At 56.9% G+C, this 22,782-nt stretch carries 16 protein-coding genes and 4 tRNA genes; 5 read left to right on the top strand and 15 right to left on the bottom strand.

The features are described 5' to 3' along the window. Window positions 1–282 precede the first annotated feature (282 nt). Window positions 283–1,419 (top strand): M20 family metallopeptidase, encoded by a 1,137-nt coding sequence (locus CAUR_RS13165; RefSeq protein ID WP_012258369.1) that lies wholly within the window; start codon window positions 283–285, stop codon window positions 1,417–1,419. A 773-nt stretch (window positions 1,420–2,192) separates the two neighbouring features. Then, window positions 2,193–2,978 carry an APH(3') family aminoglycoside O-phosphotransferase gene (locus CAUR_RS13170; RefSeq protein ID WP_015909235.1) on the top strand — a complete coding sequence of 262 codons (786 nt, stop codon included), beginning with the start codon at window positions 2,193–2,195 and terminating at the stop codon, window positions 2,976–2,978. On the opposite strand, the gene fahA is transcribed toward CAUR_RS13170, so the two are convergent. The 3 genes from fahA to CAUR_RS13185 form a co-directional block, all read right to left on the bottom strand. Next, a complete protein-coding gene (gene fahA, locus CAUR_RS13175; protein ID WP_015909236.1) occupies window positions 2,970–4,229 on the bottom strand; it encodes a fumarylacetoacetase in 1,260 nt (419 codons plus the stop codon). The two genes, CAUR_RS13170 and fahA, sit on opposite strands and share 9 nt — an antisense overlap. A gap of 1,672 nt (window positions 4,230–5,901) precedes the next feature. Further along, window positions 5,902–7,068 (bottom strand): homogentisate 1,2-dioxygenase, encoded by a 1,167-nt coding sequence (locus CAUR_RS13180; RefSeq protein WP_012258372.1) that lies wholly within the window; start codon window positions 7,066–7,068, stop codon window positions 5,902–5,904. 76 nt (window positions 7,069–7,144) lie between these two features. Then, window positions 7,145–7,220 (bottom strand) — tRNA-Arg (locus tag CAUR_RS13185). Between the two features lie 1,092 nt (window positions 7,221–8,312). On the opposite strand from CAUR_RS13185, the gene CAUR_RS13190 reads away from it, so the two are divergent. After that, the gene (locus CAUR_RS13190) at window positions 8,313–9,116 is read left to right on the top strand and encodes a Uma2 family endonuclease (protein ID WP_012258373.1); all 804 of its coding nucleotides are present in this window, start codon (window positions 8,313–8,315) and stop codon (window positions 9,114–9,116) included. Between the two features lie 887 nt (window positions 9,117–10,003). Here CAUR_RS13190 and CAUR_RS13195 read toward each other — a convergent pair. From CAUR_RS13195 to CAUR_RS13250, 12 genes are all read right to left on the bottom strand, one after another. Beyond that, on the bottom strand, window positions 10,004–10,693 hold the full coding sequence (locus CAUR_RS13195) for a CPBP family intramembrane glutamic endopeptidase (RefSeq protein ID WP_012258374.1): 690 nt from the start codon (window positions 10,691–10,693) through the stop codon (window positions 10,004–10,006). A 160-nt stretch (window positions 10,694–10,853) separates the two neighbouring features. Then, window positions 10,854–10,929, bottom strand: a tRNA-Phe gene (locus CAUR_RS13200). A gap of 18 nt (window positions 10,930–10,947) precedes the next feature. Further along, window positions 10,948–11,022, bottom strand: a tRNA-Val gene (locus CAUR_RS13205). A 6-nt stretch (window positions 11,023–11,028) separates the two neighbouring features. After that, a tRNA-Leu gene (locus CAUR_RS13210) sits at window positions 11,029–11,118 on the bottom strand. A 40-nt stretch (window positions 11,119–11,158) separates the two neighbouring features. Beyond that, window positions 11,159–12,280 carry an STAS domain-containing protein gene (locus tag CAUR_RS13215; protein WP_012258375.1) on the bottom strand — a complete coding sequence of 374 codons (1,122 nt, stop codon included), beginning with the start codon at window positions 12,278–12,280 and terminating at the stop codon, window positions 11,159–11,161. Between the two features lie 612 nt (window positions 12,281–12,892). After that, window positions 12,893–13,861, bottom strand: a complete 969-nt coding sequence (locus tag CAUR_RS13220; RefSeq protein WP_012258376.1) for a prephenate dehydrogenase — start codon at window positions 13,859–13,861, stop codon at window positions 12,893–12,895. A gap of 24 nt (window positions 13,862–13,885) precedes the next feature. Beyond that, on the bottom strand, window positions 13,886–14,485 hold the full coding sequence (locus CAUR_RS13225; protein ID WP_012258377.1) for a hypothetical protein: 600 nt from the start codon (window positions 14,483–14,485) through the stop codon (window positions 13,886–13,888). Beyond that, complete coding sequence (aroC, locus tag CAUR_RS13230) at window positions 14,478–15,572, bottom strand: chorismate synthase (protein ID WP_012258378.1); 1,095 nt, start codon at window positions 15,570–15,572, stop codon at window positions 14,478–14,480. Before aroC ends, CAUR_RS13225 begins: the two co-directional genes overlap by 8 nt. Before the next feature lie 23 nt (window positions 15,573–15,595). Continuing rightward, window positions 15,596–16,804, bottom strand: coding sequence for a glycosyltransferase family 4 protein (locus CAUR_RS13235; protein WP_012258379.1), 1,209 nt, complete (start codon window positions 16,802–16,804; stop codon window positions 15,596–15,598). Between the two features lie 276 nt (window positions 16,805–17,080). After that, window positions 17,081–18,265 (bottom strand): class I SAM-dependent rRNA methyltransferase, encoded by a 1,185-nt coding sequence (locus CAUR_RS13240; RefSeq protein ID WP_012258380.1) that lies wholly within the window; start codon window positions 18,263–18,265, stop codon window positions 17,081–17,083. Window positions 18,266–18,294: 29 nt separating this feature from the next. Then, complete coding sequence (locus CAUR_RS13245) at window positions 18,295–19,536, bottom strand: glucose-1-phosphate adenylyltransferase family protein (protein WP_012258381.1); 1,242 nt, start codon at window positions 19,534–19,536, stop codon at window positions 18,295–18,297. A gap of 84 nt (window positions 19,537–19,620) precedes the next feature. After that, window positions 19,621–20,874 (bottom strand): glucose-1-phosphate adenylyltransferase, encoded by a 1,254-nt coding sequence (locus CAUR_RS13250; RefSeq protein WP_012258382.1) that lies wholly within the window; start codon window positions 20,872–20,874, stop codon window positions 19,621–19,623. 536 nt (window positions 20,875–21,410) lie between these two features. Between CAUR_RS13250 and CAUR_RS13255 the strand changes: the two genes are divergently transcribed. Together CAUR_RS13255 and CAUR_RS13260 are read left to right on the top strand one after the other, a co-directional pair. After that, window positions 21,411–21,887 (top strand): hypothetical protein, encoded by a 477-nt coding sequence (locus tag CAUR_RS13255; protein WP_012258383.1) that lies wholly within the window; start codon window positions 21,411–21,413, stop codon window positions 21,885–21,887. A gap of 18 nt (window positions 21,888–21,905) precedes the next feature. Then, window positions 21,906–22,775, top strand: a complete 870-nt coding sequence (locus CAUR_RS13260; protein WP_015909241.1) for a NotI family restriction endonuclease — start codon at window positions 21,906–21,908, stop codon at window positions 22,773–22,775. Window positions 22,776–22,782 lie beyond the last annotated feature (7 nt).

Here is a 22,782-nt window from a genome sequence, read left to right on the forward strand (position 1 = left end):
CCATCTCCTTGCCGACAGCATGGTAGCGGGTGTTGCTGTCGTTAGTATACCGTAGATGGGGACTGATCCAGTGCAAGATTGATCTACCTGGATAGGATGAGTGTATGCTGAGCTATCGGTGATTTCAAGAGTTCATCATACGGGGGCGGGTTACAGGGTGATAACCTGGGCTGAGCAGGAACATGTAAACGGTATATGATTCATACTACCGACGCATAAGTTTCCAGTCGCTTTACGCTATACTATCCCCCATAACCGCCATCGCCATTTTGAGAGGGAATTATGCTTGACCGTGCGACCATTGCAGCCCACGAAGGCCGTTTGCTCGATCTGATTGCCCATCTCGTCCATATCGAATCGCCCAGTACCGATAAACCACTGCTCGACAGGCTGGCCGATGAGCTGATGACGCTGTTCGCGCGGGTGGGAACTGTTGAACGAATTGCCAATCCGTCAGGGGGTGATCATGTACGAGTGATGGTTACCAATGCGAATGAACCATCGCTGCCGCCGACGCTGGTGCTCTGCCATTACGATACCGTCTGGCCGGCAGGGACGGTCGCGCAACGTCCGTTTACTGTCACCGATGATCGGGCTTTTGGGCCGGGTGCCTACGATATGAAGGCCAGTATTGCGATGATCTACGCGGCACTGGGTGGGTTTGGGCAACCGGCACCGGTGCTGCGGCGGCCTGTCGTGTTGTTGTTGACGTCTGATGAGGAGATCGGTAGCCCGACCTCACGGGCGTTGATTGAAGCCACAGCAGCGCAGGCGGCGCATGTGCTCGTGCTTGAACCACCGACCGAGCCGGATGGTGCCTTGAAGACGGCCCGCAAAGGTGGCGGTGCCTTTCGCGTGACCATAACTGGACGGGCAGCGCACGCCGGGGTCGAACCTGAAAAGGGGGCGAGTGCCTTAACCGAGCTGGCCCACCAGATTTTAGCCGTGAATGCACTGGCCAATCCGGCGCTGGGGACGACGGTTAATGTGGGGGTAGCCGGTGGTGGTACCCGCCCGAATGTGGTACCGGCTGAAGCCTGGATGGATGTTGATGTGCGGGTCTGGACGCAGGCAGAGGCTGCCCGGATCGAAGCCGGGATGGCTGCATTGCAGCCGGTGACTCCAGGGGTTCACCTCACGGTGCGCGGCAGCGTCCGGCGTCCACCGATGGAACGAACACCGGCCAGTATCGCGCTCTTCGCGAAGGCTCAGGAACTCGGTGCTGCGCTCGGTTTGACGATCCAGGAAGGCAGTACTGGTGGGGGCAGTGATGGCAATTTCACCGCTGCGCTCGGTATTCCTACTCTCGACGGTTTGGGATGCCCCGGTGCCGGAGCGCACGCTGAACACGAGCAGATCAGCCGTCAGGGTCTGATTGATCGCACGGCATTGCTCTGTGCGCTGCTTGAGACGTTGTAGGTTGGATGTCGGGGGAATGGGCGTGCTCCGGGTGGCTCCCGTAGAGGTTATTCCCGCCCCCCCTCCCGGCCTCCCCCCGCTGGGGAGAGGAGACGAGCGGGTTGCTCCCGCTGGGGGGAGGAGACGAGAGTGTTGTTCCCGCTGGGGGGAGGCGACGAGCGGGTGCTTCTCCCAGCGGGGGAGTGGGGAGATGGGCGTGCTCCGGGTGGCTCCCGTAGAGGTTATTCCCGCCCCCCTCCCGGCCTCCCCCCGCTGGGGGGAGGAGACGAGAGTGTTGTTCCCGCTGGGGGGAGGAGACGAGCGGATGCCCCCGCTGGGGGGAGGAGACGAGCGGGTTGCCCCCGCTGGGGGGAGGAGACGAGCGGATGCCCCCGCTGGGGGGAGGAGACGAGAGCATACCCCCGCCCCCAGCGGGGGCGGGTTGGGGTGGGGGTGTCAGTCAATCGCATCGGCTCTTCGACATTGACATAAAACTCTCTGGAGAGGGATGGCCGGCGATAAGCTACCAGAGGGTCGGGATAGGCAGGGAGTGACGAGTCGCCCGGATGCAGGATCGGCCATATCAAGGTGGTTGTTGGGTCTGGTAGGTTAACTGGTGCGATATGCACCTGGTGTCGGTGAATGAGGCTCGACATTGACATAAAACTCTCTGGAGAGGGATGGCCGGCGATAAGCTACCAGAGGGTCGGGATAGGCAGGGAGTGACGAGTCGCCCGGATGCAGGATCGGCCAATGTCTGTTTCAGATGGTCTGGTAGGAATGAATGAGGTCGTATGGTGCGCAGTCACGAACTTCCCGTAGCTGTTCAGCGGCTCTTGCAGGGTAGCAGTGTTGAACTGATGACAGATGGTTGTACAGCGGCGCAGGTCTATCGTATCGAGCAGGATGGTCGTTGTATGTACCTGAAGATGCAGTCGCTTGCCGATACGCCGTCGCTGCACGTGGAAGCCCGTATCCTCGATTGGTTGCAGGGTAAACTGCCGGTGCCGGAGGTGCTGGTGTATGTGGCCGATGACCGGTATGAATATCTGGTTTCGACCGAGGTGGCCGGTCAGAATGGGGTCAGGGCGATGGCGACGCTGCGAGCGGAAGCGCTGGTTGAGCTGATGGCGAGTGGCCTGCGCATGATCCACGCGCTCGATCCTGCTACCTGCCCGTTCGATGCCGGTCTTGAGTTGCGGTTGATGCAGGCGCGTGCCAATGTGTTGAACGGTCTGGTTGATGAGACCGATTTTGATCCGGAGCGGCTCGGTAGCACGACCGCTCAGGATATTCTGGCCGCTCTGGAACGCGAGCGCCCGGCGACAGATGATCTGGTGTTCACCCATGGCGATTACTGTCTGCCTAATATCATTGTGCGCGATGGTATGATCGGTGGCTTTATTGACTGGGGGCGGGCAGGAGTTGCCGACCGTTACAACGATCTGGCGATTGCCTCACGGAGTATTCGTTATAATCTAGGTCCCCAGTACGAGCAGTACTTTTTTGCGTGTTACGGCCTTGAACAGGTTGATGCCGGTAAAATCGCGTATTACCGCATGCTGGACGAATTATTCTAGCGTGGCTCTGCGGATCGTACCGCTGACCGCACCAAAGCCGATGCGATAGCCGTCACCCTGTGCCCAGCCGCGCATTGTGACGGTATCACCATCTTCGAGCCATCGCCGTTGCGAGCCATCGCGCAGGGTCAATGGTTCGCTGCCACGCCAGGTGAGTTCGAGCAGGCAACCGCGAGTGTGTTTGTCCGGCCCGCTGATCGTACCGGAGGCCAGCAGGTCACCCGGTCGCAGGCGGCAGCCGTTTACAGTGTGGTGGGCAATTTGTTGCGCACAGCTCCAGTAGAGATAACGGCTGTCGCTTTGACAAATGCGGGTGTCGTTCAGCCAGACTTCCAGGGTGATGGCAAAATGGCCGGGCCGCACGGGTTGCAGATACGGCAGTGGTGGTGGGTCTTGCGGTTCGCCCTGACAACGGAACGGTTCCAGCGCTGCCAGTGGCACTACCCAGGGGCTGATTGAGGTGGCGAAGTTTTTGGCCAGGAATGGGCCGAGCGGCTGGTATTCCCACCCCTGAATATCGCGGGCACTCCAGTCATTGACCAGCACAAAGCCGAAGATATGGTCTTCAGCCTGGTCGATGGGAATTGGACTGCCCAGATCGTTGCCCGGCCCAATGAACATACCCAGCTCTAGCTCAAAATCGAGTGCTCGCGTCGGGCCATAGACTGGTGCCGGGCTATCAGCCGGTTTGGTCTGACCATATGGACGATGGATTGGTGTTCCGCTCACCACAACGGTACTCGCCCGTCCATGGTAGGCAACCGGCAGGTGGCGCCAGTTTGGAAAGAGAGGTGGATTGTCGGGACGCAACATCTTGCCGACGTTGCTGGCGTGGTACAGCGACGAATAGAAGTCGGTGTAATCGCCGATGTGGGCCGGTAGCAGCAGATCAATGGTGTGTTGCGGCAGCAGTGCGGCGTCGCGCAGGACCTGATTGTCGCGGAGCGTTGGTTCATCGGCGGTGAGCAGGCGTTGCAGCACTGACCGTACTGCCTGCCAGGCTGTCGGGCCGGCAGCCATAAACGCATTCAACGAGTCTTGGGCAAACATACCACGACCGCCAACCGGGGTCGCCGATAGTAGCCCGGCCTCATCAATCACAGCAAGATCGAGCACATACTCGCCAATGGCGACACCGATACGGGCCGGGCCACCGGCGCGGGGCCGAAAGACCCCGTAGGGTAAGTTTTCCAGTGGAAAGTCGCTATCAGGCGCGACTGGCACAAAACTGGTGAGTGGCATAGGGTTCATATCAAATCTGGTTAAACGTCTTGGCCCAATATCTATCTTACGCTCACGCTGCGCCCTGAAGCGCTCCATCGTGGTTGACACGTACCGCTATCCCCTGGGAGCGCACGCCTCCGGCGTGCTCACCGCCTGCATCAGGCCGCGCCAGCGGGAGCTGTCCGGCACCGGTGCTATCTGCGCCTAGCGGAGGCGTGTCAGTATCCCCTGGGAGCGCACGCCTCCGCCGCGTTCACTACCTGCCTCAGCCCGCGCCAGCGGGAGCCATCCGGCACTGGTGCTACCCGCGCCCGGCGGAGGCGCGTCAGTATCCCCTGGGAGCGCGCGCCTCCGCCGGGCGCTCACCATCTGCCCCAGTCCTTGCCATGGGAGCCATCCGGCGCCGGTGCTACCCGTGCCCAGCGGAGTCGCGTCAGTATCCCCTGGGAGCGCACGCCTCCGGTGCGCTCGCCATCTGCCCCAGCCCGCGCCAGCGGGAGCTGTCCGGCACCGGTGCTACCCGCGCCCGGCGGAGGCGTGTCAGTATCCCCTGGGAGCGTGCGCCTCCGGCGCGCTCACCACCTGCCCCAGCCCGCGCCAGCGGGAGCCATCCAGCACTGGTGCTACCCGCGTCCGGCGAAGGCGTGTCAGTATCCCCTGGGAGCGTGCGCCTCCGGCGCGCTCACCACCTGCCCCAGCCCGCGCCAGCGGGAGCTGTCCGGCACCGGCGCTACCGGCTTCCTCACCCAGCAGCCGGTATGATACCGCAGAGCGCCTCGTGCGACACGACGCATCTTTCGCCACCCACTCAATGCGGTCACACGCTCCGCAGCGTTCTGCTGCATGATCAGGACTACAGCGAGACCGTTTCTGTGGCACGGGCTTCCAGCCCGCGTGCGGGCATCCTCTCCACCGTTGGCAGGTGCTGGCCGTGGCCGCTGGTGTGCAGGCGAGAACCTATTGCAACACAACGTCTACGCGCAGGTAGCTCATCCATGCCTGACCGACTCGATGAACGAAACGAGTACGTCCAGCATTCACGTGACCAGGATGGGTAACGGTGCGCCACGCTCCGGATCGTTTGTACGACTGCTGTGGCAGCAGGGCTGCCGCACGCCAAACTGCGCGACACGGGTAACTCGCCGGAAACCCGTATCCACCCCGGCGTGTGCAGCGGAAATACCGTTTACCGGGTCTGGGATGACGACCGGCGTGATCGGGTGATGTCCCTCATTCACCGCATCCCGTGTATGGTACGGTGAACGGCACAGGCACCGCCCGTAGGGGCGGGTTTAGAACCCGCCCCTATATCAGGTAAGGGCGGGAGCGGGTCGCAACGCACTGCCAGATGCGGCACCACCATCGCCCATGCACCACCGATGACACTGGTGCTACCCCTGAACATGACGGCACGTGAACCGGTTAGTGCATTAGCGATGCTCCGTTAGCGAGATCGCCTACAACTGCTTCCTGCGTCCAGAATACACGTCTCGCCGGTCTGGCTCGCGGCAGCCATGCTGCCGCGCCCACCGACCTGTGCCACAAACCAGGTCACTCCCGCTCACGTCCGGCGGCGATCAGGCTGCCGGCTAAAGATACCGGGCAGCCATACGATTGCACACCAGTACCCGATAGACTGCCCGATCACCAGATAGACGTAACGGTGCGCTGTGTACCGATGGTCTGCGCGTGGTACAGCCTAGCCCTCCGGCCCGCCAACACTCCACGAATCCATATACCCGGCCTTCTCCAGCTCCAGCGCGGCTGCGGTCAGGTGCAGTGGATGGAATGTATCAATCATCACCGCCAGCTCGTGAGTCTCTTTCGCGCCGATACTGGCTTCGGTGCTGCCCGGTTGAGGGCCATGGGGCAGACCGGCGGGGTGCAACGTAATATCGCAGCGCTCGATACCACGACGTGACATAAAGTTGCCGTCGCAGTAATAGATTACCTCATCAGAATTCACGTTTGAGTGATTGTACGGCGCTGGAATTGCTTCCGGGTGATAATCGAACAATCGCGGCACAAACGAGCAGACGACAAAATTGTGCCCCTCAAACGTCTGATGGACCGGTGGTGGCTGGTGAATCCGTCCGGTGATCGGCTCAAAATCGTGAATCGAGAAAGCCCAGGGATAGAGATAGCCATCCCAGCCGACCACATCGAAGGGGTGATGATCAAGAATATGCCGGGTAAGCTGATCACGCACCTTGATCCGCACCTCAAACTCACCGGTGTCGGTAAACGTGAGCAATTCACTTGGGCCACGGATGTCGCGCTCGCAGTAGGGGGCGTGCTCGAGCAGTTGCCCAAACTGATTGCGGTAGCGTTTGGGTGGCGCAATCTGGCTGGCCGACTCAATCACCAGGAACCGTGCCGGCTCATTCAGCCGCATTTGCCAGGTAGTGCCGAAGGGAATGACCAGGTAGTCACCGGCGCTGAAGGGCAAGCGGCCAAATTGCGAGAGCAATTCACCGCTGCCTTCGTGGGTAAACCAGACCTCATACGCCTGAGCGTTGCGGTAGAAAAAGGTCATGCTTTCCGTTGGCCGGCTAATCCCAATCGTCACATCATTATTACCGAGCAGGGTAACGCGGGCGCTCACTGCATCACCGCCGGCAGGCACATTCGCGGTGGCGAAGGCACGGTGACGAATCGGGCCGAAATCGACATACGTTGGTTTAGCTGAACCGATCAACTCGGTGCGGAGCACCCGTGGTGGTAGAAAGTGGTGGTAGAGGATTGATTGAATTCCGTGGAACCCTTCCAGTCCCATTACCTCTTCGCGGTAAAGTTTGCCATCGGGCTTACGGAACTGGGTATGGCGCTTGTGAGGGACCTGACCGAGACGCTGATAAAACGGCATCGCACACCTCCTTGTGCCGCGAGTGTCGTTCTGGACGCTAGAGATACACGCCCGACGCTCGTGGCGTCGGGCGATCTGGCGACCCGGGAGGGACTCGAACCCCCAACCAACGGTTCCGAAGACCGTTGCTCTATCCATTGAGCTACCGGGCCATCGGCCCTATTAGTGTAGCATAGCTGGCTTAGTTGTGCAACGTTGGTGGGGTGGCGAGAGAATGCCTCGCGCTACCGCAGTCTAACCCAGGTTGCTACCTTTGTCACCACAGAGACACAGAGGCCACAGAAGATGTGGATAACCCGGATTGCTACCGTGAGGCGTGACGTAATACGTCCATGGGAACTGACTGCTACTCACATCACATGCGGTTACGCCATACGGTATTGAGTGCAACGTCATGCTGTTCATCCTTGCAATCGCCTCCGTGACATACTCACAGTATAAGTGGCAACTTGGGTTAGTTTTATGATCAGCATTGCAGCCTGGAGCCGGCATCATCTGCATCCAGATCGAAGGTCATGCAACCGGATAGTGCATCCTTCGTAGATGCCTCTCATCGTACCCCGAATGCGATGCTCCTGGTGGGTAGTAAGTTGTTGCTTGCACAAGACCTGCTGGAATGCGACAGTCCATTGCGGGGGACTTGGACGAAGTAGCATGATAATTGCTGGTAGTGATCGGGAAGCCTGCCGTAAGCCTTGTGACGCAATGTGTTGCCAGGTAGCAACAGCTACACTGTTACCGCATCAAAAAGGGAACTGTGGGAGTGTTGCATTCACCGGTGGGTGTATGTTCACAACGTCAGGCGAAGCGTCAGCCCTCTGAAGCTGCCACGGTACGTGTTTGATTGGGGTCGCAGAACTTATCGCATAACGCTGTATTGTCGTGCTGCTCGAACATCGCACAGCCCAATAAACACTTGCCAATCAACGAAGACAGCCTATCCTGCTCCCGGCCAGTTGGCAGGGAAGAAAGCAGCTCTGGTCGTGCGAGCATGCGCTGGATTGGTTACCCTGCACGCCTGTCATGTGCGCATCGCGTCATCTGGAGTGCGGCGGCCTGACTGCCGCACCAGACATGCTTCATACCGAATGCGTGCCACGTCGTTCACCCTGCTCACAGGGATGCCGTGTGCGCTCGTCACGATCACGTCTGTAATGGATGATAGTTTCCGGTGTCGCTGATACTGGACAATCACCAAAAACACCTGTATAATTATCGTACAAATGTTCGATATAAGGAGGTGAATGATGAGCGAGCAGTCGGCTGTTGTGCCTGCCATCGTCTACCCCGATAGTGACGGCATGCCAATCGCTGACAATACCAGACAATTCCGGGCAATCGTCACCATTCAGGGGAATCTCGATGCCATCTTCCGTGAGCGGGACGATGTGTTCGTGGCGGGTGATCTGCTCTGGTATCCGGTTGAAGGCCGTCCTGATATTCGGCGAGCGCCCGATGTCATGGTGGTGTTTGGCCGGCCAAAAGGGGATCGCGGATCGTATCGCCAATGGGAAGAAAACGGGATTGCGCCCCAGGTCGTGTTTGAGGTTTTGTCGCCAGAGAATACGCTAACCGAACGGGCGGCGAAGCAGGAGTTTTACGACATCTATGGGGTGGACGAGTATTACCTGTACGATCCGGAACATGGCGATATGAGCGGCTGGCAACGGATTGACGGTCGGTTGCGGGTGATCAACGAACTAGATGGCTGGGTCAGTCCGCGTCTGGGAATCACGTTCAAGCGAACGGATCGCGGTATGCAGTTGTACTGGCCGGACGGTCGTCCATTTCTGAGTTTCGTGGAGTTGCAGGCACAGGCCGAACAAGAGCGCCAACGAGCCGAAGAGGAGCGTCAGCGGGCTGAACAAGAGCGCCAACGAGCCGAAGAGGAGCGTCAGCGGGCTGAACAAGAGCACCAACGAGCCGAAGAGGAGCGTCAGCGGGCTGAACAAGAGCGCCAACGAGCCGAAGAGGAGCGTCAGCGGGCTGAGCGATTGGCGGCACGGTTACGTGCTTTGGGTATTGATCCAGATGCAGAACAGGAGTGAATGTTGCCGGTGGGGTGCGACTGGCGGGTCAATGGTGATGAGGTTCATCCTGTCGTTGAGAAGCTGGCAATGAGATAGCGTGCCCCGGTGTTGGTAGTGCAGCACCGGTATCACTTCTTATCCAGCAGACTTCCGGCTTGTGCCGATGCATCAACGTCACCGGAATCCCATCGGCCTACCCTACCCTTCCCCGCGACCCATGCCTCCTCTCACACACCATATCGCTTCACGGGGGTGGGGGCTGGCTGCAGGTGATAACGTAAACACGGCGAATGCGGAAGCCACGCTTCCGCACTCCAAACCAATGCGCCACGAGCAACCACGCCTGGAACCGGCGTTCCCTTCAGCGTGTGACCTCACGGCACGCACAGCGAGAAGTCTGGTGCCGTACATCCTGGCTCAGGTGTAGTGCCGACGCAATCGGTGAATTGCCCGCTATGACCGCTGTGACGCCAGATTTGATATTATCCAGCGGAACAGGTATAGCCTGGAGATGAAACCACTTCTTCCCCTTCCCTACTCTCTGTAGACACGAACGAGTAAACCAGCACAGACAATAGCTACTAACTCAAGTTGCCATCTACACTGGGATAGGCTACGGAGGTTGACTGCCAGTATGAACAGCACGACGTTACACTCAACACCGTGTGGCGTAACTGTATAACGATTTGGGTAGCAGCCAGTTTGTTTTCACGGACGTTCTACGTTACGCCTCACGGTAGTAATATGGGTTATCAACATCCTCTGTGTCCTCGGTGTATCTGTGGTGACAAAGGCAGCAACCTGGGTTAGCTACTACATCTTGTGCCTCTATCCACATCTATCCACAAAATGTGGATAGGTCGCAGGTATGATGGTACGATGACCAATCCTACGACCACCGAGTCTTAGCCTCGTGCCAGGCCAGGAATGATAAAGATGTCGGCGATCATCGCCACAATGCTCAACCCGTGTACCCACACTGCTGCCCAGACATTGCGTGTGCGTAGCACCAGATACCCTCCGATCACCCCAATGGGGAGGGCCATGCCCACCATCAACCAGCGCTCAAACAGGGGCACCGGTGCGACAAACAGATGATTGAGGGCGTACAGCAGGGTGGTCAATCCAACGGTCAGATGAGGATTCCAGCCGGCCTCACGGAGCGCAATCAGCAATACACCTCGCCAGAGCAGCTCTTCTGCCAGTACCAGGACAGGGAAGAGGTAGAGCAGTCCCATGCCGACCAGAATGGCTTCCATGGCTGCCATTGGTTCACCGCCGCCACGGTAGTAGAAAAAGGTATTCACCCAATCGAGGAACATCAGACCCAGACCGATCCCGGCACCCCAGATAGTTGCTGAGCGCAAATTTCTTTTCGTTACCCCAATTGCCGCCCAGCCGAGAGTACGTCCCAGCGTTAATGCAACGCCCAATCCACCCAGAACGTAGAGCACGAGGGCCGGCCACTCACTCAGGCCGGTCAATCCACCGACGAGACCAATCAGCCAGACTGCCGCGACCAGACCACCACCCCAGCGGATGCGGGGATCACCCAACAATGACCTGGTTGGTTGGACAGATGCAGGTACACGCATAATCGCCTCCGCAATCAGAAATACGGTCGTCTCTCATCGTATGCCATTGACGTGCGATTGCGACGGAAGTGTACACAACAAACGTTGCGGTCTGATCACCGTGCAGTCGCTAAAAACCACAATGCCCACTCTGCATCCAGAGCGGGCATCTGTCAGATTGTGGTGCCAAGAGCCGGACTCGAACCGGCGACCCTCGCATTTTCAGTGCGATGCTCTACCAACTGAGCTATCTTGGCACATCGCTATACTGTAATTGGTGGGCGATGACGGATTTGAACCGCCGACACCCTCGGTGTAAACGAGGTGCTCTACCGCTGAGCTAATCGCCCCAGCTATGGTGCCCAGGAAGGGACTTGAACCCTTACGAGCGTGGTTAGCTCACTAGGCCCTCAACCTAGCGCGTCTGCCAATTCCGCCACCTGGGCGCTCAACGCCTCGTTATTATACGAAATCGTGAGGTAGTTGTCAAATAGCGCCCGGTGCATCCCTTGCTGGCCGCGATCCGCCACGCTGCTGTGCGAAGAGCGCGGTTTGCAAGGTGGCAGCAGTGCGTATGCCGGTAAATGATGCGCCAAGACTCACCAGCGTTTGCGCCACCTCTGGCCGAATGCCAACCAGCGTGGTTTCGGCACCTAACAAACGAGCAGCCGTCGCGGTTTGTACGATTGTCGCTGCAGCGAGGGTATCGAGTAGGGCAATACCGGTGAGATCGATAATCAACGTCCTGGCACCATATCGTTCGGTAGCGTCCAGGGCTGTGCTGTTGAAATGAGCCAGCAGGTCAGTGGTGACAGCACCAACCAGTGGGATCACAATGGTGTCATCACGAACGGGAAGCACCGGTACGGATAGAGAAGCAATGGTCTGTTGCAGATTGCGTTGTGCAGCAATGCTCTCTTCAAGGCGGGCCAGGGTCGCTTGTTGCTCTTCACTGAGACGTTGTAACGCAGCGGTACGTTCGGTCACTCGTTGTTCCAGTGAGTTGTTCAGTTCGGCAAGCTGCTGATTAGCCGCTTCAGCCCGCCGGCGGGCTTCGTTGGCTTCGGTAAGTGCAGAGGCCAGACTTTGCGCACCGATAAACGAAATAAAAGCGCTCACGATGAGCAGCACTGTCAGATGCGCCAATGCCAGATTGAGGTTGCCACTGGTTCTGATGTCTGGTGGGATGAGTTGGCTGATTGCAAATATACTGGCAAGACAGAGACCTAATACTACCCAAATCTGAAATGGTTTAAGCAGGATACTGGCGAGTAAGATGGAGGGAACAAGATAAAACGCATTAAATGGTGATGTCGGGTTAAGTATTTCACCACTCAATGCCCCAATTGTTGTCAGTATGATGAGCAGATAGCCACCAATAGTTACAAGTCCCTTTTTGCCGAGGATGAAAGATGCCACAAAAACCAGTGTTGCCAGCGTCAGATTGATCAATCGCCCAATTGTGGGTTGGATAAGGGTGAGGGCAAGGCCAACAGTTAAAAGCACGATAACCACACCGATACTCAGAGAAACCAGAATCTTACCGCGCCGTTGGATTTCCGGGTCAGTTGCGTCGATATGTAGGAGCCAGTTTCGGAAGCGATTCATAATGGTACTCCATATTGTGATTATGATGGTTTTTATGTGATGTAAAAAGACGTGCGATCTGGAAATAATTGCGATATTAACAAAAACAACAATTTGCTGCATAGACGATAGATGAGATGTTTGCAGCAAGCAGGGGTATCATAAGTAATATTTTTAGTGTACTATATAATACTGTTCGTTGTCAATCCTTTTTGGCTGCAAGGTTGTTTGCTTTTTTACAAACTTAGATCGTATAGCGGGAATGAAACCGCTTTCTACACATTCTGCCGTACTCATTTTGCTATCCTCAGGCAGAATCACACAGCGTGCGGAAGTGAGGTTTCTGCACGCTGTTGGCTAAGTAATAGGGTAGTCAGGTTATCTTGCTGAAGCGTATAGATCTAGTCCAAGTTGCCACCTATGCAGTGAGCAGACCATTGAGGCTAACTGTCAGGATGAACAGCATGACATTGCACTCAACACTGTATGGCGTAACCGCAGATTTTGGGAGCAACCAGTTCCCATAGATGCGCTAAGTCACGCCGCACAGTAGCAACCTGAATTATCCCCATCCTCTGTGTCCTCTGTGTCTCTGTGGTGACAAAGGTAGCAACCTGGGTAGATCTATGTCTCTCACTTCTCGCGCTTCGGCCAGCGAAATCCGATCAGGCTGGGTCGTTCGACGGTGGGGAAATTAGTAAATTCAGCTTCGCCGGGGCGCAGGTGTGGTTTGCTCGCCAGCCAGGCGTCGCGGGTGGTTTTGGCCTGCTCTAGCATCTGTTCAATGGCTGCTACATCGCCGGCTGCGATCTGTTCACGTGCTGTCACCAGGAAGCGGATGAGTTCGTCGATCCAGCGCGTCAGGCCATGTGGGTTGGTGAGCAGGATGTCGCGCTGCATCTGTGGGTCTCCTGACGCCAGCCGTGATACATCGCGAAAACCGGTTGCCGCCAGGGGTGCCATCTCTTTCCAGGCCGGGCTGTTGCCGGTGGCGGTCACCAATCCAACCGATAACAGTAGCGGGAGGTGCGAGATACCGGCGACGTAGGCATCATGCTCTTCCGGGTCGATGTAGTACGGTTTTGCGCCCACTGTGCGCACCAGGGCCTCTACCGCTTCGACGGCGTGTGCCGGCGTGGTGCTGGTGGCGGTGAGGCAGTAGATCGCGTTACGGAAGAGATCGGGATCGGCGGCACCCGGCCCCGATTGCTCGCGTCCGGCCATGGGGTGGCCGCCAACGAAGGCGACGGTTGCCGGCAATAGGTCGGCGGCCCACCGACATACCAGCGCTTTGGTGCTGGCAACGTCGGTAACAATGGCTCCGGCGGGCAGGTGCGATGCCAGATCGCGCAATACGTCCTGGATTGCACGTACCGGTGTCGCGATCACCACGATTTGCGCTTCCCGTACTGCGTCGGCGAGCGTGCGTGCCTCACGATCAATCGCCAGTCTTCCCCGCGCTTCACGGGTTACTCGTGGCTCGCGATCAAAACCGATCACCTCTAGCGAGCCGAGTGGTGATTCTTTTGGATCGGCATTGCGTAATGCCATGCCCAGTGAGGTACCGATCAGACCCATGCCGATAATCGCAATACGGATCATAACCTCTTCCTTTTCCTTCGTTTGTTATGCCGGTTCGACGCCAATGAATGATAACAGGAGAATTTCAATCAGTACGATAATCACTGCCAGAGCAACGAATTTGATCGGATCAAGTGTGCGCAATGCGGCCAGGGCCAGTACTGCGGCAACAAAGAGACCACATTCGTATGCCTCGCGCCGTACCCGACGGTTGTCAAGTGCCCATGCCCGCAGCGCAAGCCAGCGTCGACTCAGCACGGCAATCACCGGTCTGACGATGGCGGCGACGCTGAGTAAGACGGCAATCAGCATCACCAGGTAGGCCGGTGCGGCTGATTGATCGAGGAGGGTGCCATCAGGTGCCGGTACCATGGCGAGGGTTACGAGGAGCATTCCTGCTCCAAGGGTGCCCTCAATGGTAAGACCGGGAAGTTCAAGCCATGTTTCCAGCGGCCAGAACGTCAGGATACCTGCTCCCAGCGTCAGGATATAGAAGAGCAGGTGCCACGGCGAGAGGAGATTTGGCTCGCTAATCAGATCGACCCTGAGGATCACGCTGATAACCAGTGCCCAGCACAGGCCGGCCAGCAATGCCAGCAGTGGTAACCAGCGTCTTACCTTCGGGGTTTCCTCCTGATCAGTCATCACTCCTATCCTCCCACGTCACGCGGGCAAGTCGTTGACGGAGCAGGTGATCGGCCAGGACTAACGCCAGCATCGCTTCGGCTACCGGCACCAGCCGGGGCAGGACGGTTGGATCATGCCGTCCATGCACTTCAATCGTGACCGGATTTCCGTCGCGATCAACCGTCTGCTGCGGTTGGGCGATGCTGGCCGGTGGTTTGGCGGCCAGTCGCACAACGATCTCTTCGCCGGTTGAGATGCCACCTAGAATACCGCCGTGATGATTGGATACAGTTCCGATGGTACCATCATCCCGGCGAATGAACGGATCGTTGTTCTGCGAGCCGCGTAGCATTGCGACCCCGAACCCTTCACCAATTTCGACCCCTTTAATGGCCGGGATAGAGAACATCGCCTTGCCAATATCGGCCTGCAATTTGTCAAATACCGGTTCTCCGAGACCGGGCGGTACACCACGTGCGCGCACTTCAACGATGCCCCCCAATGAGTCGAGTTCTCGTCGGGCTTGATCAACCCGCTCGACCATCAGCGCTGCGACACGGGCATCGGGACAGCGCATAATATTGCGCTCGATCTCTGCTTCGTCGAAGACTTCAGCCCGCAGATCGGCCAGTTGCAGCGTGTAGCCAACAAGTGTGATACCAAACGTTGCCAGCAGACGGCGGGCGACAGCTCCTGCCGCGACTCGCCCGATGGTCTCGCGTGCCGATGAGCGTCCGCCGCCACGCCAGTCGCGAAACCCGTACTTGGCATCCCAGGTGTAATCGGCGTGGCCGGGACGGTAGCGATCTTTGATGTTCTCGTAATGGTGTGATTTAGCGTCTGTATTGTATACCAGCATCGTGATCGGGGTACCGGTAGTACGCCCCTCGAAGACGCCAGAAAGTATCTGCACCTCATCGGCTTCCCGGCGCTGTGAGCTGACCCGACTCTGGCCGACGCGACGGCGATCCAGTTCACGTTGAATATCGGCAACGTCGAGGGGTAGACCGGCCGGGCAGCCATCGACAGTGCAACCAACCGCCGGGCCGTGTGACTCGCCCCAGGTAGTTACGCGAAAGACATGACCAAATGTATTGCCTGGCATAACATCTCCATGATTGATGATATTCAAGCACGACGCATAATCTCTTTTCCCCACGAGCCGGCTTTCCATTCCGTCCAGACTCGATCGTACACTGCTTTGACTTCGCCGGCAATCCGACTCCATGTATAGTAAGCACGGGCGAGGGCTGCGCCACGGGCCGCTCGCAGGCGAGACTCGGCAGGAGAACGCAGGCTGTTGAGCAGGGCATGAGCGAGTGCTCCGACATCACCTGCCGGCACCACAAGGCCGTTCAGCTCGTGCTGGACAACTTCCGCGAGGCCACCAGTATTCGAGACGATCACTGGGCAGCCGGCGGCAAATGCTTCCAGGGCCACAATGCCAAATGGTTCGTACAGCGAAGGGAAGACGGCAATGTCACCGACAGCGTAGAGGCGATTGCGGTCTTCGTCGCTGATGAAACCGAGAAATTCGACGGTTGTGCCAAGAGTGGCTGCACGTGCCTTCAGTTCATCGAGTGCGCTGCCGGTACCGGCAATGACCAGCCGGGCCGGCATTTCGGCTACGACCTGCGGCCACGCCTCTAAGAGAATGTGTACACCCTTCTCGTAGACCAGTCGCCCGACAAAGATCACCAGCGCTTCGGTGTCAGCGGCGAACCGGCGGCGGAAGGCGACCCATTCAGCAGGCGTAGCAAAGGGCGGTGGGGGCAGGTGAACACCGTTAGAGATCACATCGATCTTGTCAGCAGGCGTCGTGAAGTACTCGCGTATCTGATGGGCCATAAAGTGAGAACAGACAATCACACGCCAGGCTTCGTAGGTCAGGCGCCATTCCAGATCGTTGATCTGTTGTGCGCGATGACCATTGAGCGCTCCCCGTCCCCTGCCCCGTTCAGTGGCATGGATGGTTGCAATCAGTGGGATGCGCCAGTGGTGCTTGAGAGCAATCCCGGCTTCGGCGGTGAGCCAGTCGTGGACGTGTATCAGATCGGGACGCCCGCCGGGGAATAGGGCATGCGCTGCCTGTTCAAGGTGCCGCCCGGTATGCGAAACAAAGGTGGGAAAATCGTCAGTGTCAAATTGAGGCACAGTAACACGACAGATAGTGAGGTTTTCGTGGCGCTCGAAGGTGTCTCCGCCGCGTAATTGCGGAGTAAGAACGGTGACGATCACGTCGTGTTCAGTTAGAGCCGGCGCCAGGTCGGCAACGTGGCGGCCAAGACCGCCAACGATGTGCGGGGGATATTCCCACGAAATTTGGAGAACGTGCATGCGCAAAATTATAGCATACAACTTATTTCATATATCCACGATGTGCACTATCACGACCTATACATCACTTGTGCACGTGGTATGTTGGGTGCTGGCACCGGTGGAGAGCCGTGCCGGTACTTGATCTGCTGCACGTGATGGTAATGGCTGTACGTGATAGGGCGCATAGTCGTGTGCCCTGGCTGATACATCCAGATCGCTCGTATCCACTTGCCTGTTTCTGCCCGTCTCAGAACTGTCGTGAAGTGGTGTTGGTTGCCTGCGCATACCCTGGCACTACACCAGCGTTTGTGCCCTGGCAATGATGTATTTCAGATAACGTCCTTCAGGAAAACCTGCCGGTACCGGGTGATCCAATGGATGGCCGGCTTCGTGAATGATCTGAAGGCGACGATGCGCCTGAGCCGCTGCTTCCCCAAGTAGCGAGCGGAACTGTTCAGGCCCGATTTGGGCCGTACAACTGGCACTGACCAGTAATCCACCGGGAGTCACGCAACGCAATCCAAGCATGTTGAGGCGCACGTAGGCACGCATTGCGGCATGCTGACTGGTGCGGGTACGGGCAAAACTCGGTGGGTCGAGGATGACAACGTCAAAGGTTTGGTTTTGTCTGGCAAAGCGATCAAGTACAGCGAAGCAGTCTTCAGTTATGAAACGGTGACGTTCGGCGGGTAACCGGTTCAACGCTATGTTTGTGGCAGTCGCTTCTGCTAGCCCGCGACCGATGTCGCAGCTCACAACTTCGGCTGCATGACCGCGGAGTGCGTAGAGCGAGAAGCCGCCAGTGTAGGCAAAACAGTTGAGAACCCTGGCGCCTGCGACCAGACCTTCTAATGTGCGCCGGTTATCACGCTGGTCGAGAAACAGGCCGGTCTTCTGGCCGTAGAGAATATCAACCTGGAAGAAGAGACCATGCTCCTGTACAACCAGGTCGCGGGGCGGCCATTCGCCCCACAACAACACCGGTTCACCCTCGTCCTTATCATCGGTCTGCCGTGGTCGCTGGATCACACCACGCAGGTCAGGGTCGATAGCACGCAGAGCAGAAGTAATGGCCGGTATCACCGTTTGCACACTGTCGGCGTAGGTCTGGATGACGGCATAATCGCCGTACCGATCAACCACCAGTCCGGGCAGATTATCCCCCTCGCCGTAGATCCAGCGATAGGCTGTTGTCTGCCCATCTGCCCGTAATGGTGCGCGTAGCTCCCATGCTTCCCAGACTCGTTCGCGAAACCAGGATTGGTCTGGCATACCATTCCGGCTATAGATTCGCAAGCCAATAGGACTCTGCTCGTCGTATAAACCGTAAACGGTCAAACCACCGCAGCGGGCGCGTACCCATTGCCCGCTGCGCAATCGTTCGCCACCGATCAGGTGATTGCGGTAGACCCACGGATGACCTTGCTGGAGACGTGAGCGTAGTGATGGTTCTATGGTCAGTTCGGTAATGGTTGACATGTTATTAACTAATTGCCGGTTTTTTTCATTTAGATGGTAGCACCACTCGGTACCTGACCATCAGCCGGAAATGCAGCCGGCTGCGTGCGCGGTTTGATGGCAACATTGCGACCGATACGTACTCCTGCCGGAATCTGTGCTTTCAAGCCAACAAGGGTTAGCCCGGTATTCAGGCGTTCTGGTGCTTCAGCGTTGGGTGTATTATCATCACCAAACCCGACGTGTGCCCCTTCGCCGATGCGCACCCCTTCATCAATGATACAGCGGTCAAGGACAGCACCTGCCTCAATCACTGCATCACCCAGCACTACTGAATCGCGTACCACCGCACCGGCGGCAACAACGACACCCGGTGAGAGTACCGACCCGATGACTGTGCCGTACACGCGACAGCCGTCACTTAGCAAGCTGTTCTCGACTCTGGCCTGGACGCCGATCTCGGCACCCGGTCGGTCCGAGCTAACAGTGTGAATTACCCACTCTGGATCGTATAGATCGAGGGCCGGTGTCTCGGCCAGCAGCGCCAGATTTGCCTCGTAATAGGCCTGTACTGTACCAACATCGGCCCAATAGCCCTGAAAATTGTACGCGAAAGCACGGGCGCTGCTCACGATCTGGGGAAGCAGATGACGGCCAAAATCAACGGCATCGGTCGAACGTAAGAGATCGATGAGAAACTGTTTGCGAAAGACATAAATCCCCATCGAAGCCAGATTAGAGTCGGCGCGTCGAGGTTTTTCGACGAAGCGATCAACCCGGCCATCACTGCCAACCGACACAATCCCGTAGCGGTGAGCATCGTGCGGGCTAACGCTGCGTACCGCCATCGTCACATCCGCCTCTTGTTCGGCATGGAGTTTGAGGAGGGGGCCATAATCCATCTTGTAGATGTGATCTCCAGCCAGTAACAGAACCGCATCTACCTGCTGATCCTCAACGAAATCGAGGTTGTAGCGCACTGCATCAGCGGTACCGCGCTGCCAGCCACCGCCATCGGGCGTGGGTGATGGATGGAGTAAGCGCAAACCGCCCTGCGCCCGGTCGAGATCCCACGGACGGCCGACACCGAGATGGGCATGCAGCGAGCGGGGGCGATACTGGGTCAGGACGGCAACATTGTATAAGCCCGAATTGACGCAATTCGAGAGGGCAAAATCGATAATTCGATACTTACCGCCGAAAGGTACTGCGGCCTCAGTTCGTTCAGCGGTGAGAACACTGAGGGCCGGCGAGTCGCCACCGGCAAGAATCATCACGAGTGTGCGTATCATGTCGACTCCGTTGATAACTGAGCATTTGACGGGTCCGGCGCCTGCATCTGTCACAGCCCTGATGGCTGTGATCTGTCCTGCGTGTCAGATCGTCTCGCCCGATGGAACATCACCTGCGGGAAAATCTTCGGCATCGCGGTCGGCGTTGATCACAACGTTACGGCCAATCGTAATGCCGGCTGGAATGTGCGCCGACTTACCGACAACAGTTACCCCGCTATTGAGTTTATCGGGTTGTTTTCGATTGGGAACGGTTAGATCATCGCCAAAACCGAGGCGAGCACCGGCACCAACCACGACTTTCTTATCAACAATCACCCGGTCGAGTACTGCGCCAGGGCCGATCCAGGTATCGTTCATCACCACGCTATCACGCACAATGGCCCCCGGCGAAACGTACACTCCGGGCGACAAGACCGAATGGATAACCGTGCCACGGATCGTACAGCCATTGCAGATGATCGATTGGGTTACTTTGGCCTGCGGCCCGATCTTGGCCGGTGGTCGCTCCTCGCTGCGGGTGCGGATCAGCCAGTTGGGATCGAAGAGATCGAAATCGAGTGATGGATCGAGTAATTGCATACTCGTTTCCCAATACGACTGGATTGTCCCGACATCAACCCAATACCCCTTGAAGCGATGAGCAAACACACGGTCTTCGGCGACCATAGCTGGAATCACGTCCTTGCCGAAGTCGATCCGTGGTTTCTCCGGCCCACCCTCAGACAACCGACGGATCAGAATATCGGCGTTAAAGACATAAATGCCCATCGACGCCAGATTTCCCTTGTCCCGCGCCTTCGGTTTTTCGGTGAATTCGATAATGCGGTCATGTTCATCGGTTGTCATAATCCCGAAGCGATCCGTCTCTTCGATGGGAACCTCCATCACCGCCACGGTCAGGTCGGCCCGTTTCTGGAGATGGGTTTTAATGATGTCGTTATAGTTCATCTTGTAGATATGGTCGCCAGAGAGGATCAACACCAGATCGGCGCGCCGTTCCTGGATGTAATTCAGGTTTTGATAAATGGCATCGGCTGTGCCCCGATACCACGACTCGTCACGGCGACCCTGGTACGGTTGCAGCAGGCGCACACCGCCACGGGCACGGTCGAGGTCCCATGGTTTACCAATACCGATATGTTCGTTGAGTGAATGGGGCCGGTATTGCGTCAGAACGGCAACATCGAAGATGCCAGAGTTGACGCAATTCGAGAGGGTAAAGTCAATGATGCGAAACTTACCGGCGAAGGGCACTGAAGGTTTGGCGCGCTTTTCCGAAAGCACACTGAGCCGAGTTCCTTCGCCGCCTGCCATGATCATCGCTACAATGCGCATATGCCTCCCGTATGTTTACAAAACCCGGCTGCGCGTTCGATTGTAAACGCATGCGGGTAATTGTGCAACGTCAGTTTGTCTCCGTAGAGCGGGCTGCCAACCCACACTCGTTGATCGCTTGCGCCACCGTCACGACACCAACCGTGCCTACACTCAAGTGTGGGTCGCAGCGGTTTCTCCATAGGTCCAAATCTGGCAGAGTAGAAGTCACGACACACTAGCTAACGATGACTCTGACACAGCACCTGAACGATGCACCGCCAGACGCCAGCGCCGGTATGTAGGGGCGACGCATGCGTCGTCTACGCAGCCATCGCCTCGCACTACATTCAATGCGTCCGTTTCTGCAACCTGTTCGACACAATTTCGTCTACCACCATGATACTGCTTTTAATTAGTGATAGGGTGATCATGCAGGCGTAGAAGACTCCATCAATTATCAACTCCTAACTTCCCATCACCAGAAACAATCTGGACGAAACCGTTTCATTTGCTATCATATACGTAGACTACTGCGACAGCTTCAGGAGATGATCATGACCCTCTATCCTCCTCCAGCTCAGCCGCAATCAGGTGGAACGCTGCGTTGGGTGTTGATCGGAATTGGTGCAGGATTGTTGTCGTTGGTGCTCTGCTGTGCACTGTTAGCGTTTGGTGGGTGGCAATTATTTAGTGGACTTGTAGATGAAACATCGGCCATGCAGCAGGTTGTGCGCGATTTTATGGATGCAGGCCGAAGGCAGGATATTGCGGCAGCCGAGGCTCTCTTTGCTGATGCGGGCAGTGTGTCTGTTTCACGTGACGATTTGGAACGTCTCTTCGCTAACCGCCAGCTCTTCCGCGAAGTTGAAGGCATGTCGTTGCGCAGCTTCAATATCCGTACCGACACGGAGGGAGGCACGGCTGAAATAGCCGGTACTCTGAACTATACCGATGGCGGAACCCAACCCTTTTCAGCGCGATTGCTCAAAGAGGGTGATCATTGGCGACTGGTGCGGATCGATTTTCGTTAACTGATGAAAGAGAGTGCAATGGCGCAGACACAACAGCCTCTGGCCGAGGTGTTTGGTTATCAAATCACCGATCAATCTGAGGCAGCGGCGCGCTGTCGCTCGGCACGGCTGTGCCCGTTTCAAGGTCAGGATCGTAAGTGTACAAAGGATAAAGCTAACAATCCGCTAGGTGTTTGCGCTATTTATCATAATAATGAGCCGGTCATAACATGTCCAATTCGTTTTCGTCAGAACTGGCTGATTGCTCAGGATGCTGCTCTATTCTTCTTTGGGGAAGGAACAAGATGGAGTATTTTGACAGAAATCCGCCTGCCAGATGCTTTCGGTAAATCCGCAGGCAATATTGATGTTGTACTGGTTTCTTATGATGACGAAGGAAGGATTACTGATTTTGGAGCTATTGAGATACAGGCAGTATACATTTCAGGTAACGTTCGCAGTTTTTTTGAGCATTATATGAGAGACCCTCAAGGTTATATTGTCGGAGATTGGATTGGAGAAACACCTGTACCGCGTCCTGATTATCTCTCATCTTCACGGAAACGGCTTGTACCACAACTTATGTATAAAGGTGCTATCCTTAGGGCCTGGAACAAGAAAATGGCGGTTGTAGTGGACGAGCAGTTCTTTCAAACGTTACCACAACTGGCGTCAATACCGCCACAAGATGCAAACATGGCCTGGTTTATTTACCGTTTAATGCCTGGCAGGCAGGCTCATGAAGGAACAGAGCGATATTATCTGGAGAAGGTTACGGAGGTATTTACTGACTTTGAGCAGGTTATACGAGTGATGACAACATCATCACCGGGTCGTTCGGAAGACTTTATCAAGTTTCTGCAAGCGAAACTTCATGAGCAACGGCAGACGCGCCATTCAAATCTCTGACCGAAAG

Origin of the sequence: Chloroflexus aurantiacus J-10-fl, from assembly GCF_000018865.1 — a bacterium.
In the GTDB taxonomy this organism is placed as follows: Bacteria; Chloroflexota; Chloroflexia; order Chloroflexales; family Chloroflexaceae; genus Chloroflexus; species Chloroflexus aurantiacus.

Bases quoted from the DNA above. Each gene is read 5' to 3' on its own strand.
- CAUR_RS13165 (WP_012258369.1), top strand. From the start codon at position 283: ATGCTTGACCGTGCGACCATTGCAGCCCACGAAGGCCGTTTGCTCGAT.
- CAUR_RS13170 (WP_015909235.1), top strand. From the start codon at position 2,193: ATGGTGCGCAGTCACGAACTTCCCGTAGCTGTTCAGCGGCTCTTGCAG.
- fahA (WP_015909236.1), bottom strand. From the start codon at position 4,229: ATGAACCCTATGCCACTCACCAGTTTTGTGCCAGTCGCGCCTGATAGC.
- CAUR_RS13180 (WP_012258372.1), bottom strand. From the start codon at position 7,068: ATGCCGTTTTATCAGCGTCTCGGTCAGGTCCCTCACAAGCGCCATACC.
- CAUR_RS13190 (WP_012258373.1), top strand. From the start codon at position 8,313: ATGATGAGCGAGCAGTCGGCTGTTGTGCCTGCCATCGTCTACCCCGAT.
- CAUR_RS13195 (WP_012258374.1), bottom strand. From the start codon at position 10,693: ATGCGTGTACCTGCATCTGTCCAACCAACCAGGTCATTGTTGGGTGAT.
- CAUR_RS13215 (WP_012258375.1), bottom strand. From the start codon at position 12,280: ATGAATCGCTTCCGAAACTGGCTCCTACATATCGACGCAACTGACCCG.
- CAUR_RS13220 (WP_012258376.1), bottom strand. From the start codon at position 13,861: ATGATCCGTATTGCGATTATCGGCATGGGTCTGATCGGTACCTCACTG.
- CAUR_RS13225 (WP_012258377.1), bottom strand. From the start codon at position 14,485: ATGACTGATCAGGAGGAAACCCCGAAGGTAAGACGCTGGTTACCACTG.
- aroC (WP_012258378.1), bottom strand. From the start codon at position 15,572: ATGCCAGGCAATACATTTGGTCATGTCTTTCGCGTAACTACCTGGGGC.
- CAUR_RS13235 (WP_012258379.1), bottom strand. From the start codon at position 16,804: ATGCACGTTCTCCAAATTTCGTGGGAATATCCCCCGCACATCGTTGGC.
- CAUR_RS13240 (WP_012258380.1), bottom strand. From the start codon at position 18,265: ATGTCAACCATTACCGAACTGACCATAGAACCATCACTACGCTCACGT.
- CAUR_RS13245 (WP_012258381.1), bottom strand. From the start codon at position 19,536: ATGATACGCACACTCGTGATGATTCTTGCCGGTGGCGACTCGCCGGCC.
- CAUR_RS13250 (WP_012258382.1), bottom strand. From the start codon at position 20,874: ATGCGCATTGTAGCGATGATCATGGCAGGCGGCGAAGGAACTCGGCTC.
- CAUR_RS13255 (WP_012258383.1), top strand. From the start codon at position 21,411: ATGACCCTCTATCCTCCTCCAGCTCAGCCGCAATCAGGTGGAACGCTG.
- CAUR_RS13260 (WP_015909241.1), top strand. From the start codon at position 21,906: ATGGCGCAGACACAACAGCCTCTGGCCGAGGTGTTTGGTTATCAAATC.